The organism is Pontibacter anaerobius (assembly GCF_026241195.1).
GTDB lineage: Bacteria > Bacteroidota > Bacteroidia > Cytophagales > Hymenobacteraceae > Pontibacter > Pontibacter anaerobius.
This window is the reverse complement of sequence record NZ_JAPFQO010000003.1, coordinates 316,851-336,317: the sequence shown is the minus strand read 5'-3', so window position 1 is coordinate 336,317 and position 19,467 is coordinate 316,851. Positions and strand designations below refer to the sequence as shown.

Genomic DNA, 19,467 nt, shown 5'->3' with positions numbered 1-19,467 from the left:
CATGAAAGTAACTGTAGTTGGAGCAGGTAACGTTGGCGCTACATGTGCCGATGTGCTGGCTTACCGCGAAATCGCGAACGAAGTAGTACTAGTGGATATTAAAGAGGGATTTGCCGAAGGTAAAGCACTCGATATCTGGCAGAAATCGCCAATCAACCTTTACGACACACGCACTGTAGGTGTAACAAACGATTACAGCAAAACCGCTGACTCTGACGTGGTGGTGATCACATCGGGCCTGCCACGCAAGCCAGGCATGACCCGCGACGACCTGATCTCTACCAACGCCGGTATCGTGCAGTCGGTAACGGAAAACATTGTAAAGCACTCTCCAAACGCCATCATCATTGTGGTTTCTAACCCACTGGACGTGATGACGTATGCAGCGCACATCACTTCTAAACTGCCACGCACGCGCGTTATGGGTATGGCCGGTATTCTGGATACGGCCCGTTACCGTGCATTCCTGGCTGAGGCCCTGAACGTGTCTCCAAAAGATATCCAGGCGGTATTGATGGGTGGCCACGGCGACACCATGGTTCCGCTTCCGCGCTACACCACTGTGGGCGGTATCCCGGTAACGGAGCTGATTGAGGAAGATAAACTGAACGCCATTGTAGACCGCACCAAGAACGGTGGCGGCGAGCTGGTGAAACTGATGGGTACATCTGCCTGGTATGCACCGGGCTCAGCAGCTGCCCAGATGGTGGAGGCGATCGTGCGCGACCAGCGCCGTGTGTTCCCGGTTTGCGTGAAGCTGGAAGGCGAGTACGGCATCGATGGTGTTTACCTGGGTGTGCCGGTAATCCTTGGCAAGAACGGTATCGAGAAGATCATTGAGCTGCAGCTGAACGACGAAGAGAAGCAGCTGCTGGAGACCTCTCGTGGCCACGTGAAAGAAGTTATGGATGCGTTGGACAACATCAACGCTGCCAAAGCTTAAGCATAGAAGTATACTTATTGATAAAAAGCGCCGCTCCTGAAAAGGAGCGGCGCTTTTGTTTTTTCTGGCCTCGCCGTGTGCCAAGCTCCTGCGAGGCTCTTAGTAAATAAGTAAGCGTAGTTTTTCCCTTCTGCCGCAAGTCTCCGGACTTGTGTCCTTTTATGGTGTTGCGTTTGTAACTCAACTGTAGCCATACTTTATACTTTGGCCATACTTTTATACTTGTCGCTACCGCTGTTCCGGACATCCTTGTCCGGAACCTTTCTGCCGCGGACTTCCTAGTCCGCATACTTATACTTCCCTAGCCGCTGCTTCCTATAATTTGAAACAAGCTATCCTTGCAAGCTGCTGCTGATCCTCAGCCTTACAAGCATCCTTTTCTATTTCTAGCCTTGGCTCCCTCAAGCCCGGGAGGGCTCGTCCTCGGGCATCGCGCTGTGTTCCCTTCCTTTGCTACCCTTCGGTCGCAATGCCCTTACGGGCACCGGAATCTCACAAGGCGCTCAACCCAAGGACTGGAATCAGTTCTCGATAGCCATTGCTATACCACTTGAACCGGACTCCCTCTCCTGTTTTGGGGGTAGGGGCCCTCGAGAAAAGGAGAGGGCTGGGGAGAGGTATACCCCTAGCCCCTCCTCGGAGGGGCTAGGGGTGGGTTCGTTCATACTTTTGCTGATGACATTCATCTCCAACGATGTAACTTATACTTCAACATCAGTCATCACAGGCTTCCCTCCTTGGATAAGGAGGGGCAGGGGTGGTTTGATAATTCCCCTCTCGGGAGGGGGCGTGGTTAGTTTTACACCTTCTTGGGGATAGGCCGCGACCTGTCTGCGCAATGGCATTGCCACTTATTCTTTACACTAAAATCACAGCATTGCTAAATCAGCTTAAAACCTAAACCCAACCGAAAAGTATGGCAACACGCCTTCCTCGGAGAAGCCGACCACGCCGTGCAGCAGTATGAGTTCAGCGGGGAGAACGTAGAGGCCGCCGCCATAGCCGTGGTGCAGTCCGCCGCCGTCATCACCGTTCTCAGCCCACACCCTACCCACGTCGTTAAAGCCGATCAGGCCTACGGAGCCAGGCAACAGGTACGAGGTGAAATCAAACAGCTTAAGGCGTAGCTCCAGGTTATGGTAAAGCATCTGCTCGCCGGCAAAGCGGTAATTGCGGAAGCCGCGCAGGTTATTGGTGCCGCCTAAGTATAAAAGCTGGAAGAAAGCCGGATCGCCATAGGTGGTGCCGCCCCCCATACGATTGGCCACCACAAACTTTTTGCTTAGCTTAAAGTATAGCCCCAACTCCGATTGCAGTTGCCCATACTTTTCCTTCTCGTCGTTTAACTGGCCGACGCCCCGCATGCTGGTGTTCCATATCAACCCTCTGGAGGGCTGCAGGCTATCATCGCGGGTATCGAGGGAGAAACCGCCAACCAAACCACTATAATAGTTGCTCTCGAATAGGTTCTCCTCCTGGTGCTGCACCTGGTACAGGTTTATAAAGCGGCCCTCGTTGTCGCCGGGCTGCATACTGAAGAACTGACCTGTAACGCCACCATACATTTGAAACCTGCTCGTAAGCTGGCGCCGTAGCACCACCTGCGCCTCCACAAAGTCATAGCGGGTGCGGTAGTAGCGGATCGGTTTGTCGCCCTCATCTATAAACTCGGTGTTATTGCCCACGCCAAAGAAGTTGCTGGTGTTGTTTGGGGCCTTGGCATCCAACTCCACCCCCAGGTCAAACTTGCCCAGCAGGTGCGGGAAATCACCTTCGTAGCTCCCGAAGAACGCGTTTGTTGCCAATGCGTGCCCAACTAACAACTTATGCTGCGCCGCGTAAGGCTCCTTCCGGAAACCGTGCTTGGTATACTTAAAGCCCAGCCCCAGCAGAATGCCATCGTCGAGGTTATAGCCTACGGTGGCAAGCGGCATCAGCTGGTTATACTTGAAACTGCGCGGATTATAGTCGTTTACAATGGTGTCGGTGGAGGTGCGCAGCTTCGCCATTCCTTTAGCAGGCAGTGTGTTTTCCTCGTCTGAGCGGTCATAGATCAGCAGTTTGCCTTTGTTGCGGAAGTCGCGGCCCACATTAAACCTATCGGCACTGCCCCCTCCTATCAGGCGCACTCTTATAGCGGACTTTTCGTTGCCCTGCACCGTAAACACGTCTTCGTCGCCACGGCCGTACAGGCGCAGTTCCTCTGTGGTGCCTGGGCTGAAGGTGCGCTCCAGCAGCAGGCGGTCGCGGGTGCCCTCCTTCAGTATTTTGTATACTTTCAGGTTTATATCACCGCCCGGCAGGTAGTCCAGGAGAAACTCCTCATGTTTATCTGACCCCGGTATGTCCACACCCTTTGCCAAAAACCGATAATAGGTCAGCGCCTGCTCCTGCAGGTTATCGCGCCGTGCCTTTATTTTACGGGCAATCTCCGGGCCGCTCTGCTTATAAATAACTGGGGGCATGCGGCGCACCGCACGGTCAACCACTTCATCGGTCAGCTGCTGCTGCACAAAGTTCACCTCCTCGCGCCAATCCTCCTCACCTAGGTGTGACAGGAACATACGGTCAAAGTAGCGGGCGTTAAAGTTGAAACCCTCTATGCCGCGTATCTCTTCATCAAAACCCTGAAACTTGGGCATGATCCATTTCCGCGATCCGATCTTGGGGATTAAGCCTTCGTTCTTGAAGAAAATCTGATCACGGTCGCGGGGAATAGGGTCGTAATAATCGCCTGTCTCATCCTCCAGCTCCCGCCAGCGCCACTGGTCTTCGTGGCGGTCCCAATCGCCTATCACCATGTCCAGGAGCCTTGCTCGCAGCACAGCCTGCTGGTTTACACGGTTGTCGTTGTCCTCCTCCAGGTTCTCCAGAACTGTTTCTGTATTATCCGTATCCACACCAGCCCTGATCGGTTCGCGTTCCTCAAAAAGGTAAACGGCATTGGCATACTCGGCCAGAGAGTCAGGCAGGGCGGGATCATTAGGAAGGTACACGATCTCGGGGTTCGTGTGCAGCACGTTTAGTGCCTCGGCCAGCGGTGGTACCACCAGGGCACCAAAGGGGTGTGAGGCGGATATCTGGTCCTGTACAATGTCTTTGGCCACAGTTTCGCGCAGGTTCTCTGGCAACGCTTTCTCCGGGTCTTTCTGCACAGTGCGCAACACCCACTCCTTGCCGGTGGGGTCTGCCAGGCGCAGTGATTTGGTTTGCTGCCCGCCTCCGCGCTGCAGTATCGTCATGCCTCCGCGCTCCTCTCCAAGCCTGAACACGCGTAACTTTACGGGCGTGGCCCACAGTGCACGGTAGTTGTCGCCGAACCAGAAGCGGTGGCGCTTACTTACATCATTATAATCAGGCGCAATGGCTACGTTTATACTATCCTGTTGGGGGAGTATGGTTTGTGCAGCGGCTGTGTGGCAACAGAACCAGCATCCGAGCAGCAGGCCCAGAAAATTGCACTTATCTATACTTGGTGTCATAAAATCTGTGTGATTGCCAGTTTATACTTACCTGCCGCTGTAGGGTTTTCCCTGATACCTCAGCTTTGGCGGCAACCATACTCTAACAGATTAACACCTTGTTAGTTACCGTGTCCCGCAAAAACATAAAGCGGCACTTGGGGAGGTGCCGCTTTATACTTTCTAAACGTTGGATTTAATCCTTTTGACTTGCCTGGAAAAGCTTTTGCTTTTCTTCTTTGGAGAGGCTCTCGTAGCCTGAGCTGGATATTTTGTCGAGGATGCGGTCTATCTCGCTCTGGTCTGGGGTGCCGGGACCGCTGCTTCTGCTGCTTCTGCCGTTGGGCTTGGCGCTGCCTCCGCCGGTAAAGCGGCTGTGCGTCACCTTGAGTTTCGGTTTACGCTTAAACAGGTTGGCAAAGAAATCGATTACGGCTAGCACCGGGCGGCCCATGTCGTTGCCGCGCTGCAACTGCTTAATAAATAGCCAACCGATAAAGGCTCCACCGATGTGGGCAATATTACCGCCGGCGTTGTCGCCCACTGCCCCGGAAATGGAGAGCAGCACCAGGAAGGCGGCAATATACTTGATCCTAACGGGACCGATCAGGATAAGGTTAAAGGCGAAGTTTGGCAGCAAGGTGGCCGCGCCCACCACAATGGCCAGCACACTTGCCGAGGCTCCGATCATAAACGAGAACGAGGAACGGTCGGCAAAGTATGGGATAAAATTATAGCTCAGCATGTATAGCACGCCGCCCGCAATACCACCCAGCACGTACAGGCTCAGCAGTTTCCTGTCGCCGAGGTACTCGCGCAGCAGCTGCCCGAACCAGTACAGGTTCAGCATGTTGAATATGATGTGCAGAAAACCCTCGTGGGTGAAGAAATAGGTTATCAGCGTCCAGGGGCGGGTAATAAAAACAAACGGGTCGGAGTTAAGCGCCAGGAAACGCATGATGACATTGTACACCCACGTCCCGTTCGTGAGTATCAGGATGGTGCGCGTCACGATCAGCACCACAAAAACAAGCACATTGATGAGGATGAGTTGCTTGAGCGTGTTGTTAGGCTGCCGGAAAGCGTTTTTTATATCGTTGGTTATACTCATTATACCTTAGTAATTACTGTAGTCGTTGCGCTGCCACATCTTTACAAGTATATACGCGAACAGCATACCGCCAAGGTGTGCAAAGTGTGCTACGTTATCGCCGGGCACACGGTTAAAGCCGGCGTATAACTCATACCCTCCGTAGAGCAGCACAAAGTACTTGGCCTTTATAGGTATGGGCAGGAAGATCAGGAAAAGCTCCAGGTTCGGGAACAGCAATCCGAATGCCATCAGGATGCCGAAAACGGCCCCGGAGGCACCCAGCATCGGGCTGTTAAACACCTGCCCGAACACATAACGCACGGCTTCCTTACTTTCTTCTATATAGGTAGCGTTATTAGGGTCGCGGCGAAACTCCACGGCAAATTCGGTATTGTATCGCCCCTTGTAGTGGTCTTCCATATAGTTATAAAAAGCCATCGGTTCAGGATTCACCATATAGGTTGCCGTCTCGTTCTCCAGCCCATTCAATTCGTAAGCGCGCACACCAGAGTATAAAAGGCTGGCGCCCAAACCTGTGATCAGGTAGAAAGCAAGGAAACGCTGCGGCCCCCAGAAGCGCTCCAGCAAAGGCCCGAATATAAAGAGGCTGAACATGTTACTGAACAGGTGCGACCAGCCGCCATGCATAAACATGTGGGTGAACAGCTGTATAGGCCGAAACAGGTCGGACCCGAAATAATGCAGCGCAAAGTTTTCCAGGCTAACTACTCCGCTGAGTTGTAGCAGAAAAACGATCACGTTGATGACCAGGAGGTTCCTGACCATAGGGGTGATATTGAACATGCTTTTATCGTTAGTTAAAGTATAAATCCTAAGCCTGTGTAAGTCCAGACCTATACTTTAGATCAATAGTAACGTTGCACATCCGGACTTTGCCGGAAATCAACAGCTTAACAATCAGCTATTAAGTTAGTTTTTCAGGAAAAGATCGTGCAGCTGGCTTAGCTCCATGATCACCAGCGTTTTCTGGCCTCCCGGGGTATAGTTCGGCACCTGACACGCAAACAGCTTGTCTACGAGCGAATTCATTTCCAGGTCGCTCATGCGTGCCAGCGTACGTGCCGACAGCCGTTTGGCCATGGCCCGGGCTAGGTTCTCTCTCTTATCAAGCTTTAACGTAGCCGAATTGTTTTTGTATTGCTCAACCAGCTCCTCCAGCAGCTCTTTTTCGTCGGCAGCCTGCACATCGGCGGGTATACCGTTCAGGATGATGGTGTTGCCGCCAAAGTCCTCGAACTGGAAGCCCATGTCCTTGAACTCCGCCGCCAGTTCCTTTATCAGCACGGCATCGGTGGCTGATAGCTCCACGGTCTGCGGGAACAGCAGCGCCTGCGAGGCACCGGTCTTCTTCTGCAGTGAGGCCATGTACTTCTCGTAGAGTATACGCTCCTGCGCCGCCTGCTGGTCTATCACCATCATCCCCGACTTAACTTGCACCAGCAGGTACTTCTGGTGTATCTGGATAGCTTTTTTGGTGGAGGCAGGTGCGGCGTCTGACGCGGCAAAGGCATCGCTCAGTAAGCCTGTACCTGATGAGGCCATACTTACCCGCTCCTCCTGCTCCACCTCTTTCATGGGTTCGTACAGCTGCTCCCAGCCCCTGGAGGTGGCGCGCTTGGTGGTAGTGGCCGGCGGCGTAAACCCCGGGAAAGGGCTACCTCCGCCACTGCTACTGCCCCCTGTGTTGCGCTCCGGCTCAAACTCACTGTTAAAGCCTCCCTGCAGGCGAATGGGCTGCAGCGGGGCAAAGTTCACATCCTGCTCAAAATCCAGCGAGGGTGCAATATTATAGGCTCCAAGGGCACGTTTCACGGCTGCATGCACAATGGCGTACACCGTTTTCTCGTCCTCGAACTTGATCTCTGTTTTGGTAGGGTGCACGTTGATGTCGATCTTCTCCGGATCGATGTCAATGAAGAGCACGTAGAACGGGTGGTTTTCCTTGGCCACCAAGCCTTCAAAGGCCGTCATCACGGCATGGTTCAGGTAGCCGCTTTTAACGTAGCGGTTATTGACGTAGAAGAACTGCTCGCCACGCGTTTTCTTGGCGTGCTCGGGCTTGCCCACGTAGCCTTTCACCACCAGAAAGCCCGTGTCTTCCTCGCAGTAGGCCATCTGGTTTTTGTAAGCGCTGCCAAAGATGCTCACAATGCGCTGGCTCAGCTTGGTGGCCGGCAGGTTAAACACCTCCATGTCGTTATGGTGCAGCGTTAACGTGATTTCCGGGTAAGCCAACGCCACCCGCTGGAACTCCTCTAGCACATGGCGCATCTCCACCGCGTTGGACTTAAGGAAATTACGACGGGCCGGCACGTTGTAAAACAGGTTCTTCACCGCAATAGAGGTGCCCTCCGGCGTCACCACCGGCTCCTGCAGCACTACCTCCGAGCCTTCTATCAACAGCTTGGTGCCTGTTTCGGCGTTCTGTGGCCTGGTCTTAAGCTCTACCTGCGCCACCGCCCCGATAGAGGCCATGGCCTCTCCCCGGAAACCCATCGTCCGGATGCGGAACAGGTCTTCAGTGGAGCGAATTTTGGAGGTGGCGTGGCGCTCAAAGCACATGCGGGCATCTGTCTCCGTCATGCCCACACCATTATCCACCACCTGCACCAGCTGCTTGCCCGCTTCCTTCACGATCAACTGTATGTTAGTGGCCTGTGCATCGATGGCGTTTTCCAGCAGCTCCTTTACCACAGAGGCAGGGCGCTGCACCACCTCACCGGCCGCAATCTGGTTGGCAAGAAAATCAGGCAGTAAATGTATGATATCGGGCATCCGCTTTTCTAACTCCTTTTTACTATATAGTTTATTTTTACTCTAAATCAGGCAGTTCTACTTTTATGGCCAAATATTTGCTCTTACTAATTTGTAAATACAGAACTATTTCAGAAATAAATTTATTATTAATTTACAGACTGCTCCTGATCAGAGAGTGGAAATTCTGCTAACAGGTTCGCTTCTCTTTTCGTCTTAAAAAGTATAGCGATTTGTTATATCATTGCCGGGGCTGGTGGCGTTAGCACTGTGAGGCTACCCTTTGAGGCCACATTAGCTGCAGATAGGCTGTAAGGTTGTCCTTCATCTTATCAGGCCAGCTGGCGAAAGTGCCGCCAACCAAGCTGTTAAAAGTCTGTATTTCCGAACTGCCTTGTGCAAAATTAGGCTTAATTTTGACTTGTTCCAATTAATAAATAGTAGCGTAGATGTTGAAGAGTTTTAGTGTAGGTGTATTGATTCTTGTTTTTCTTGTTATGGGGCCCCTGATGTCGTTTAACCCGTCAGAGGAGATTATTGCGCCCCCCCGGGAACAGCAATGGGTCGATAGTGTGATGACTACGCTTACTCCCGCGCAGCGCATCGGGCAGCTGTTTATGGTGGCAGCCTACTCCAACAAAGATCAGAAACACGTTGAGCATATCGACTCCCTGGTGAGTAAGTACAGCATCGGCGGTCTTATGTTTATGCAGGGCGGCCCTAAGCGTCAGGCCGTACTTACCAACCGCTTCCAGAGTAAAGCCAGAGTGCCGCTTTTGGTGGCTATGGATGCCGAGTGGGGCCTGAACATGCGTCTGGACAGTAGCATGCACTTTGCCCGCCAGATGACGCTCGGCGCTATGCACGACGACCGTTATGTATACCTGATGGCCCGTGAGATAGCCTTGAAAATGAAGCGCCTGGGCGTGAACGTAAGCTTTTCTCCGGTGCTCGACGTGAACAACAACGCTAACAATCCTGTCATCGGCAACCGCTCCTTCGGAGAGTCTAAGGAGGCTGTTAGCCGTTACGGCGTTGCCTACATCCGCGGTTTGCAGGACCATGGGGTAATGGCGGTGGCCAAGCACTTCCCGGGCCACGGCGACACAGATATTGATTCTCACTACGATTTGCCTGTGCTCCAGCACGACCTGAAGCGCCTGACTGATGTAGAGCTGTACCCTTTTAAGCAGTCTTTTGACGCTGGTGTAATGGGTGTGATGGTGGCCCATCTATACTTGCCTAACGTAGATTCTACCAAAAACCAGGCATCTACCCTCTCCAAGCCTATTGTTACAGGCCTGCTGAAGGAGAAAATGAAGTATAGGGGCCTGGTGTTTACCGATGCCCTTAACATGCAGGGCGTTAGTCGTTTCCACAAACCCGGCGAGGTTGACCTGAAGGCTTTGATGGCTGGCAACGATGTACTGCTGTTTCCGGAGGATGTACCTACGGCTGTAGAGAAGATTACAAAAGCAGTAAAGAAAGGCCAGATAACGCAGGCAGAGATAGACCAGCGCGTGCGTAAGATTCTGCACGCCAAGTACTGGGCCGGCCTCAACAAGTATAAACCCATCAAGCTGCAGAACCTGCAAGCGGACATAGACCGCCCTACCAGCCGCGTGATACAGGAGCAGCTGTATGAACATGCCGTAACGGTGGTGGAGAATGAGAACAACCTGCTTCCCTTCCGCAACCTCGATACCCTGAGCATTGCCTCTGTGGCGGTAGGCGCCTCGGTGAACAATACGTTTCAGGAGACGATGGGCAACTATGCGCCTGTTAAAAACTTCACCATTCCTGACCGCTATGCCCCAGACACGGCCTTTACAGATATCATCCCGCAACTGCACGACAACGATGTAGTGGTGGTGAGCATCCACGGCATGAACAATACGCCTGCTAAGAACTTCGGTATCGGAACCGGCACGCTGGCCTTTATCCAGTACCTGCGTGAGCGTACCGATAAGAAAGTGGTAGTAGCCGTGATGGGAAACGCTTACAGCCTGAAGCTTTTTGAAGGCAACAAGTGGCTTGTGAGCGGTTACGAGGACAACCCGGTGTCGCAGTCGCTGGTGCCGCAGGTGCTGTTTGGTGCCCGTGCAGCCATGGGTAAGCTACCCGTTTCGGCCTCTGCCAAGTATACTGCAGGCACAGGTTTGCCAACTGCCACGCTCGGCCGCCTGAAGTATGGCGTGCCGGAGAGTGTGGGCATGGACTCTAAAGTGCTGGAGCAGATTGACAACATAGCCACAGAAGCTATTGCTTACGCTGCCACGCCAGGCATGCAGGTGCTGGTAGTAAAAGATGGAACCGTAGTCTACAACAAAGCCTATGGCCATTATACTTACGATACTGCGAAACCGGTAACGAAGAACACCATCTATGATATTGCCTCTATCACCAAGGTGGCGGCTACGCTGCAGGCCATTATGTTTCTCAGGGATCAGGGCAAGATCAATTTGGATGAGAAACTGGTAACATACCTGCCGGAGCTGAAAGGAACCAACAAAGCCAACCTGAGGATGCGCGACATCCTGGCGCACCAGGCAGGGCTGAAACCGGGCATCCCGACCTGGCAGAAAACAATAGACAACCGTAAGCTGAAAGAGACGTTTTACGCCAGCACGCAGAATGACATTTACATGAACGAGGTGATTCCGGGGGTATACTCTATCAACTCCATGGAAGACTCGCTGTGGGCCTGGACCGTGAAAACGCCGCTGCTGCCAAAGCAAAAGAATGGAACTTACGACTATCAATACAGCGACCTTGGCTTTTACATTATGAAACGTGTGGCCGAAACCATGCTGAACCAGCCGATAGATGAGTTCATGGACCAGAACTTCTACGCGCCGCTTGGCCTTAGCACTTTAACGTACACACCACTTCTGAAGCACCCGCGCGAGCGAATTGCGCCGACAGAGGAAGACAATTATTTCCGAAAAAACCTGATACGGGGAACAGTGCATGACCAGGGCGCTGCCATGATGGGAGGTGTAGCCGGCCACGCAGGCCTGTTCTCCAACGCAAACGACTTGGCTATACTGATGCAGATGAACATGAACAACGGTAACTACGGCGGGCACAGGTACTACGGCACCGAGGTGGTTTCGGAGTTTGCGGCAAGGCAATCTGACACCAGCCGCCGCGGACTTGGCTGGGACAAGCCAGCCCCGGATGGCAACGGGCCAACATCCAGCATGGCCTCCCCTGCCACGTTTGGCCACACCGGCTTTACCGGCACTGCCGCCTGGACAGATCCAGAGAACAAGCTGATCTACATCTTCCTGTCGAACAGGGTGTACCCAGATGCCAGCAACAACAAACTGGTGAAGTATAACATCCGCACCAGGATACACGATGTGATCTACAAAGCCATGGTGCCTAAAACTTAAAAAAAATCGGTATTTTAGCGAGTGCAGCAACAAAAGTTGGCTGCACTTGTTGTTTTGCCATAATCCTGAACTATGAGAATTGGTATAGTCTGTTACCCTACCTTTGGCGGCAGCGGCGTGGTAGCCACGGAACTCGGCAAAGAGCTTGCCCTGAAGGGACATAAAGTACACTTTATCACCTACAGCCAGCCGGCCCGCCTCGATGTTTTCAACGAGAACCTCTTTTACCACGAAGTATACATCCCTACTTATCCGCTTTTCCAGTACCCGCCATACGAGTTGGCACTAGCCAGTAAAATGGTGGATATTGTCCGGTTCGAGAAGCTGGATGTGCTACACGTACACTATGCCATTCCGCATGCCTCGGCGGCTTACATGGCCAAGCAGATCCTGCGCACCAAAGGCATTAACATCCCGATCATTACCACGCTGCACGGCACGGATATTACACTGGTGGGCAAGGATGCCTCTTTTGAGCCGGTGGTTACGTTCAGCATCAACCAGTCTGACGGAGTTACGGCCGTTTCCGACAGCCTGCGTGCCGAGACCTACGATTTCTTTCAGATAGAGAAAGACATTGAGGTGATCCCCAACTTTATTGACCTGGAGAAATTCAAGCGCCAGAAAAAGGAGCACTTCCGCATGGCCATTACCCCGAACAATGAGAAGCTGCTGGTGCATACTTCCAACTTCAGGGGAGTAAAGCGCGTGGAGGATGTGATCCGGATATTTGCCAAGGTGCGGGAAAAAGTACCGAGCAAGCTGCTGCTGGTAGGCGACGGGCCTGAGCGACCTAAAATGGAGAAGCTGTGCCGCGAGTTGCAGATCTGCCAGGATGTGCGCTTCCTCGGAAAACTGGAAGCCGTGGAGGAGGTGCTTTCTATCGCCGACCTGTTCCTGATGCCCTCCGAGAAGGAGAGTTTCGGCCTGGCCGCCCTCGAGGCCATGTCCTGCGAGGTGCCGGTTATTTCTACGAACGCCGGCGGCATACCGGAGCTGAACATAAACGGCGTTACAGGCTTTGCGAGCCCCGTTGGTGCCGTAGACGACATGGTGCAGAACGCTCTCTACGTGCTGGATGACGAGCACCTGCCGCAGTTCAAGGCCAATGCCCTTAATCGCGCCAAAGACTTTGACATTAAGAAGATCGTGCCGCTCTATGAAGCTTTCTACCAGCGTGTTATTGCAGAACAACTGGCGTTGCAGTAATTCGCGCACTCGCAAAAGTATAACATCAAAAAGAACCGGCCTGCTACTGCATGGCCGGTTCTTTTTTTATACCTTACAGGCTAAGTCTTTTAGAGCCATACCTAACCATGAGCAAAGACAAGTATTTCATCATTGATTTCGATAGCACCTTTACACAGGTGGAGGCGCTGGACGAACTGGGTGCGATCTCCCTGCAGAACCACCCCCAGCGTGAGCAACTGCTGGAGCAGGTAAAGCAGATAACCGACAGTGCCATGGCCGGCAAAAGCTCTTTCTCGGAGGGGCTGGCACAACGCCTCAGCATACTGCAGGCTCACCAGCGCCACCTGCCGCAGCTCATCAGCACTCTCAAAGAGAAAGTATCGGAGTCCATCCGCCGCAACCGCGATTTTCTGCAGCAGTACGCCGACCAGATCTACATCATCTCCAGCGGGTTTAAGGAGTTCATCACGCCTATTGTAACAGAGTATGGGATTAAGGAGGAGAATATCTACGCCAACACGTTTAAAGCAGATGAGCAGGGCAACCTGGTAGGTTTTGATGAGGAGAACCTGCTGAGCCTGGACAAGGGCAAGATAAAGCTGCTGGAGCACCTGGCCCTGCCCGGCGATGTGTACGTACTGGGCGACGGCTACACCGACTACGAGGTAAAAGAAGCCGGACTAGCCAACAAATTCTACGCTTTTACCGAAAACGTAACACGCGAGAGCGTGGTAGCCAAGGCAGAGCACATTGCCCCCAGCCTGGATGAATTTCTATATCAAAATAAACTTCCTATGGCCATATCATACCCCAAAAACCGTATTAGCGTGCTGCTGCTGGAGAACGTGCACCCGCAGGCCGTAGAGCTTTTCCGCCAAGAGGGTTACCAGGTGGAGACTGTTAGCGGCGCTCTGAGCGAGGACGAACTGTGCGAGAAGATCAAGAACGTTTCCATACTTGGTATCAGGAGCAAAACGCATGTAACGCGCAGGGTGCTGGAGCACGCCAACCGCCTGATGTGTGTGGGTGCCTTCTGCATCGGCACGAACCAGATTGACCTGGACGCCTGCCTGGAGGCCGGCATAACCGTGTTTAACGCACCTTACAGCAATACCCGCAGTGTAGTGGAGCTGGCCATCGGAGAGATTATCATGCTGAGCCGCAACGTGACGGACAAGAGCAACAAGATGCACCAGGGCAAGTGGGACAAATCGGCGAAGGGCAGTTTTGAGGTGCGCGACAAGAAGCTGGGCATTGTGGGCTACGGCAACATCGGTGCGCAGCTATCGGTGCTGGCCGAGGCTATGGGCATGGAGGTGTACTATTATGATGTAGTGGAGAAACTGCAGCTGGGCAACGCCCGCAAGGTAAGCTTCCTGCCCGAGCTGCTGGAGAAAGCCGATATCGTGACGCTGCACGTGGACGGCCGGCCCGAGAACAAAAACATGTTCGGGGCAGAGGAGTTTGCCGCCATGAAAGAAGGGGCCATTTTCCTGAACCTGAGCCGTGGCCACGTGGTAGACATCACAGCGCTGGTGCAAAGTATAAATTCGGGCAAGATCAGCGGCGCAGGCGTGGATGTGTTCCCCGAGGAACCTGCCACCAACAGCGAGCCCTTTGAGAGTGAGCTGCGCGGGCTGCCAAACGTTATCCTGACACCGCACATCGGCGGCAGCACCTCAGAGGCACAGGAAAACATCGCCAACTTCGTTCCCAACCGCATCATGGATTATATTAACTCTGGCAATACCTACGGCAGCGTGAACTTCCCGAACCTGCAGTTGCCGGAGCTGAAGAACGCGCATCGCCTCATCCACATCCACGCCAACGTGCCTGGTGTGCTGGCCAACATCAACCAAGTACTCGCCAAGAACCAAGTAAACATCCTAGGCCAGTACCTGAAGACAAATGAACGCGTGGGCTACGTGATCACCGACATCGATAAGGCCTATGATAAGCAAGTGGTGAGTGATATGCGGCAAGTAGCCCATACCATCAAGTTCCGCATACTTTATTAACCGGCATTTAAGTATGATTTTATAGGTTTTTATGATGTTGTATTTTGTGCATCGTGGCTGCTTATTTATTTCGTGGAGCTTTTTAATCCATAAAATTACTCTAATCACTGGTCTATCACACTTAATCTTTGGTCAGAATCCTTCTTAATCACTGGTCAGTCATGAACAACAAAATATACTTTACCCCTGGCCCGTCGGAGCTGTACCCTACCGTGCCGCAGCACATGCAGGAGGCGATGGCGCAGAAGATTGGCAGCATCTCGCACCGTAGCAAGCAGTTTCAGGAGATCTATGCACGTGCGGAAAGTGGCTTGAGAGAGCTGCTGCAGCTGCCCGATGAGTATGAGGTGCTCTTTGTGTCGTCGGCTACGGAAATCTGGGAGCGGGCCATTCAGAACAACGTGCGCCGGGAGAGCTTTCATTTGGTGAACGGCTCCTTCTCGAAGCGCTTTTATGAGACGGCGAAAGAACTGGGCCGCGAGGCGCAGCAGCATGAGGTGCCGTTTGGCCAGGGCTTTGACGTGGAAAGTATACACGTGCCGGAAACGGCCGAGCTGGTGGCCCTGATCCAGAACGAAACCAGCTCCGGCGCCTGCATGCCGGTGGAAGGCATTAACCGGTTCAGGGAGAAAGTTTCTGCGGATGCACTGATTTACGTGGATACGGTATCGTCCCTGCCCTACCCTGCCTTCGATTACGCGAAGGTGGACTCTGTATACTTCTCGGTGCAGAAGTGCTTCGGCTTGCCCGCAGGTCTGGGCGTATGGCTGGTAAACGATCGTTGTATGGCCAAGGCACGGGAGATGCAGGAGGGCGGCCTGTCCATCGGCTCCTACCATACGTTGCCTGCGCTCCTGGAGAAAGCGCTCGTCAGCCAGACGGTGGAGACGCCGAATGTGCTCAATATCTACCTGCTGGGTAAAGTACTGGAGGACATGAACCATAAAGGAGTTGAGGCGATCCGCCAGGAAACAGAGGCCAAGGCAGCGCAGATTTATACTTTCCTGGAGCAGAGCAACAGCTTCTCGCCTGCCGTTCAGAAGCCGGAGCACCGTTCTAAAACGACCATTGTAGCTAATTCCACCGTACCCGCCTCAGAGGTAAACAAGCACCTGGCAACATATGACTTGCAGGTGGGCAGCGGCTATGGCAAGTATAAAGAGGCCCAGATCCGGATCGCCAATTTCCCGGCCCACAGCCCGGAGCAGGTAGAGAAGTTACTGGAAAAGTTGGGAGAGTTAGGGTAGTAAGTGAGGCAAAATAAGGCGCAAGACTTCAGACTTAAGCTTTAGTAAGCCATACATGGTGTTTTGGCTTTAGCTTATACTTTACTAGCCACTGCTTCCTGCAACTGGAACCAAGCTATTCTTACTAGCTTCCGCTTACCCTCAGTCTTACTTGCCTATTGTTTCATCTCTTACTGTGGCTCCCTCACGGCCGGGAGGGCTCGTCTTCCCGCATCGCACTGTGTTCCCTCCTGCGCCAGGGCGCTGCCCTTCGGGCACCGGATCTCACAAGGCGCTCAACCCAAGGACTGGAATCAGTTTTCGATAGCCACCGCTATACCACTTGAACCGGACTCCCTCTCCTGTTTTTAGGAGAGGGCTGGGGAGAGGTGAAACTCCCCTCCTCGGAGGGATTAGGGGTGGGTTTATCGTTACCAGAAAATCACCTTTCAAGAAGATAACAAAGCAAAGTAATGCTTACTCCACAAACGCAATTCTACTTATTTAACCCCCAAACGTCTGCCTCACCTCCTGCTTCACCAGGTTGATGGCTTGTGAGGTCGGGTCCTGCTCGTTTACCAGCACTGTTTCCAGCACGCGTTTGGCCAGGTCGGTGCCACGGGCGCTTTCGGGTAACTCCTGATAGGTTTTGTTGATGAGAGTAACCACATCTTCTCGGGCATGGTTTACCTGCTGCCAGGCCTGTTCGCTCATGTACACCTGCTGCGACATGTTATGGTTAAACTCATTTCGGATCTCGGAGAGCAGCAAGCGGTGATACTCCGCTGCGGTTTGCCCGGCAGGGCTCACGCGCAGCAGCAGGTTACTGGGTGTAATGCGCTCCAGCAGCAGCACTACCCGCTCATAGGCCTGCAGCCGGATCGGGGTTACAATTTCAGAGGCTTTGCTGGCCTTCTGCTGCGCCCGCTCTGCCTGCAGGCGGTCTTCACGCTCATAGTGCTTCTGCAGCAAAAAGTATAATCCACCCACCAACACCAGTGCGGGTAGGGCAAGTTTTACAAGTTCTATCAGTAATGCGAAAAAGTCGGCCATATTTTCTGTCTTTGAAAGTATAAATATCGCAAAAATTTAATTCTGGATGCATGAATCATTTCATAGCTTTGCCTGTTTACTAAGTACAATGTAGCCCCTGCAAGCATCTTTGTAGATTATTGTGTAAGTTTGTGGCTACAAATAAAGACTTTTATACTATGGCAACAGAAACTAAAACTGCACCTATAACCCTGACTGAAAAAGCCTTGCAAGAGGTTAAAAATATATTGAAGGAAAAAAACGTACCAGCTGAGTATGGATTGCGCGTTGGTGTGCAGGGCGGTGGCTGCTCGGGACTTTCTTACCTGTTGGGCTTCGACAAGCCGAAAGATACTGATGAGACGTTTGAGCTAGACGGCGTAACGCTGATCATGGACAAGAAGCACGGGATGTATGTAATGGGCATGGTGGTTGATTTCCAGGATGGCCTGAATGCACGTGGCTTTACTTTTAACAACCCACAGGCAACCAGCACCTGCGGCTGCGGAAGCTCTTTCTCCGCATAATTAAGAAACCTTCTTTCTCTTTAGAATAGACAAAGCCCGGTTATTGTAACCGGGCTTTGTTGTTTTATACTTCAGACACTCACAGGTCTAGAAGATGCTGTGAGGTCATGCTACCTTCATACTCTTCAACTCTCTAACTCCTAAACTCACTAACTTAATAGGTTCTCGTCATACTTTCAGGTACCACCAGTATAAAGTCGGCTTTGCACTTGTTCTCTTCGGATAGATCCTCCAGGTCGGCTTGCAACACGGTGGTGATGGTGCGCGTTTTTACCTGCGGCCTGAGTTGCTTCAGGTACCAACCGATGCCTTCAAAGTTATCCGAGTGGTAGGCGCCGTTCAGGTGAAGTACCTGCCGCCCCTGCCCTACCTGTCCAAGTATAAAATGCGCCATGGTGGCATCCTTCAGGGCCTGCGCCTGCACAATGTTTATGCTTTTGGTGTTGCGGTGCGTGCTGTTGCCAAACATGCTCATCATACTTTTATACCCGGGCAGCTCCATGTCCACGGTAACCGGAAGCGGGGCAATGTAGCGCTTCCCCTCCGCCGACACACCCTCCAAGGCGGCCAGGCCTCCGCCAGACACCATGGCGGCGTAACGGCGCGGCACATTCGTGGCGATAAACGGAATCTGCTGCTCTTTGGCAAAACGCACTACAGGCCGGTAGTCGGTGGCGTAGTTGGGCCATGGCCTGGCCTCCTGCTCAAAGTTCTTCTCCGGCGCCTGCCCCGCCAGGTACTCGTTCAGCACCAGCTGCACATCGGCTTCAAACATCTCGGCTCCCAGGGCAAATTTCTGAGGGTTCTCCCGGTGAAGATCCCTGGCCACCTCCAACTGCAGCCAGTGCGCAATCGGGTCGTTGTGCTGCTCGCCAAAAAGTATAACCTCCGCCTCCTGCAGCTCCTTCAGCATTTTGCCGTAGTTTATACTTTTACCCTCCGCCGTGAACAGGCGGTAAGCAGGTTTGTCATTTTTCTGCGCCATGGCTACTGTCGTTATCGCAATCAAAAGAAATGTCAGGAGTTTATACTTCATCACCTTTATAAATCTGATTTTTATACTTCAAGATAATAAAAATAGCCAGCACGCAATGTACCGGCTATCGTTAAACTTGATGCTTGAGATCCCTCCGGGGAGAGTGCTTACTCGAAATTAATCTTTACCTTGGGCAGCTCCTCGTCAGGGTTAAAAGTAGCCCCCATTTCTGCGGCATACTCTTCTATAGTGTTGGTAAAACCAACATCTGCCCTGCGCTTGTTCACGTTCTCCACGTCTTCAATGGGCCATATGACATGCGTGCCATCACCTCTTATAAAATTAACGGCTTGCGTGCCATAGAGCTGCTTTTCACCCTTCCACATGCATAGCCTATCGCGCATTTTAGCCGCATCCGTGGCGCTTGCCTCTCCCTGTTTAGCCAATTCCTCCATCTGTGGCAGGTACTTTTCTATTGTTTTGGTATTGGAGTGCTGTACCACATAAAAAATACCATCAGCCGCCTTCTCCCCTATGCTGCTCTTCGGCAACCAGCCGTACTTTTCAAGTATGGGCAACATCTTTGTTTGGTTGGTAGAATCTGTCTGGTGCATTCTGTTTATATAGGCCCTCTGCGCACCAGGGACAGCACTGATAGAATCCCAGTTTGCATCTCGCACACCTTGGTCAAGGTCATATATCTCCTCCAGCTCCTTTTGCAGCAAAGTATAATCAGGCTGCTCCTCTGTAGTAGAAGTTGTTTCAGTTGTGTTTTGGCATCCGGCTAACATCAGCAGAAGTATAAATGGCTTTAAAGTTCTCATACT

At 52.6% G+C, this 19,467-nt stretch carries 14 protein-coding genes; 6 read left to right on the top strand and 8 right to left on the bottom strand.

All coding sequences use genetic code 11. From position 1 onward, the window contains the following. The first annotated feature begins 1 nt into the window (after position 1). The gene (mdh, locus tag OO017_RS06980; protein WP_266051745.1) at positions 2 to 943 is read left to right on the top strand and encodes a malate dehydrogenase; all 942 of its coding nucleotides are present in this window, start codon (positions 2 to 4) and stop codon (positions 941 to 943) included. Here mdh and OO017_RS06975 read toward each other — a convergent pair. The 5 genes from OO017_RS06975 to mutL form a co-directional block, all read right to left on the bottom strand. Next, positions 924 to 1,232, bottom strand: a complete 309-nt coding sequence (locus OO017_RS06975) for a hypothetical protein (protein ID WP_266051744.1) — start codon at positions 1,230 to 1,232, stop codon at positions 924 to 926. The genes mdh and OO017_RS06975 overlap by 20 nt on opposite strands. 601 nt (positions 1,233 to 1,833) lie before the next feature. Beyond that, positions 1,834 to 4,425 (bottom strand): BamA/TamA family outer membrane protein, encoded by a 2,592-nt coding sequence (locus OO017_RS06970; RefSeq protein ID WP_266051743.1) that lies wholly within the window; start codon positions 4,423 to 4,425, stop codon positions 1,834 to 1,836. 175 nt (positions 4,426 to 4,600) lie between these two features. Next, entirely contained in the window at positions 4,601 to 5,515 is a 915-nt protein-coding gene (locus OO017_RS06965) for a rhomboid family protein (RefSeq protein ID WP_266051742.1), read from the bottom strand. A gap of 6 nt (positions 5,516 to 5,521) precedes the next feature. Beyond that, complete coding sequence (locus tag OO017_RS06960; RefSeq protein WP_266051741.1) at positions 5,522 to 6,301, bottom strand: rhomboid family intramembrane serine protease; 780 nt, start codon at positions 6,299 to 6,301, stop codon at positions 5,522 to 5,524. Positions 6,302 to 6,427: 126 nt separating this feature from the next. Continuing rightward, positions 6,428 to 8,293, bottom strand: a complete 1,866-nt coding sequence (gene mutL / locus OO017_RS06955; RefSeq protein WP_266051740.1) for a DNA mismatch repair endonuclease MutL — start codon at positions 8,291 to 8,293, stop codon at positions 6,428 to 6,430. A gap of 428 nt (positions 8,294 to 8,721) precedes the next feature. Between mutL and OO017_RS06950 the strand changes: the two genes are divergently transcribed. The 4 genes from OO017_RS06950 to OO017_RS06935 all read left to right on the top strand — a co-directional run bounded on the left by OO017_RS06950 (position 8,722) and on the right by OO017_RS06935 (position 16,126). Next, the gene (locus OO017_RS06950) at positions 8,722 to 11,670 is read left to right on the top strand and encodes a serine hydrolase domain-containing protein (protein WP_266051739.1); all 2,949 of its coding nucleotides are present in this window, start codon (positions 8,722 to 8,724) and stop codon (positions 11,668 to 11,670) included. A gap of 72 nt (positions 11,671 to 11,742) precedes the next feature. Continuing rightward, the gene (bshA, locus tag OO017_RS06945; protein ID WP_266051738.1) at positions 11,743 to 12,879 is read left to right on the top strand and encodes an N-acetyl-alpha-D-glucosaminyl L-malate synthase BshA; all 1,137 of its coding nucleotides are present in this window, start codon (positions 11,743 to 11,745) and stop codon (positions 12,877 to 12,879) included. Between the two features lie 107 nt (positions 12,880 to 12,986). Continuing rightward, positions 12,987 to 14,879, top strand: coding sequence for a phosphoglycerate dehydrogenase (gene serA / locus OO017_RS06940; protein WP_266051737.1), 1,893 nt, complete (start codon positions 12,987 to 12,989; stop codon positions 14,877 to 14,879). Between the two features lie 161 nt (positions 14,880 to 15,040). Next, complete coding sequence (locus tag OO017_RS06935) at positions 15,041 to 16,126, top strand: aminotransferase class V-fold PLP-dependent enzyme (protein ID WP_266051736.1); 1,086 nt, start codon at positions 15,041 to 15,043, stop codon at positions 16,124 to 16,126. 483 nt (positions 16,127 to 16,609) lie between these two features. Here the strand turns inward: OO017_RS06935 and OO017_RS06930 are convergent, their stop codons facing one another. Next, entirely contained in the window at positions 16,610 to 17,158 is a 549-nt protein-coding gene (locus OO017_RS06930) for a DUF7935 family protein (protein WP_266051735.1), read from the bottom strand. A 158-nt stretch (positions 17,159 to 17,316) separates the two neighbouring features. Between OO017_RS06930 and OO017_RS06925 the strand changes: the two genes are divergently transcribed. Next, entirely contained in the window at positions 17,317 to 17,664 is a 348-nt protein-coding gene (locus tag OO017_RS06925) for a HesB/IscA family protein (protein WP_266051734.1), read from the top strand. 154 nt (positions 17,665 to 17,818) lie between these two features. Here OO017_RS06925 and OO017_RS06920 read toward each other — a convergent pair whose 3' ends face one another. Both OO017_RS06920 and OO017_RS06915 read right to left on the bottom strand, forming a co-directional pair. Further along, positions 17,819 to 18,700, bottom strand: coding sequence for a ChaN family lipoprotein (locus tag OO017_RS06920; RefSeq protein WP_304608443.1), 882 nt, complete (start codon positions 18,698 to 18,700; stop codon positions 17,819 to 17,821). Between the two features lie 107 nt (positions 18,701 to 18,807). Continuing rightward, complete coding sequence (locus tag OO017_RS06915; RefSeq protein ID WP_266051732.1) at positions 18,808 to 19,464, bottom strand: DUF6624 domain-containing protein; 657 nt, start codon at positions 19,462 to 19,464, stop codon at positions 18,808 to 18,810. Between the last annotated feature and the right edge of the window lie 3 nt (positions 19,465 to 19,467).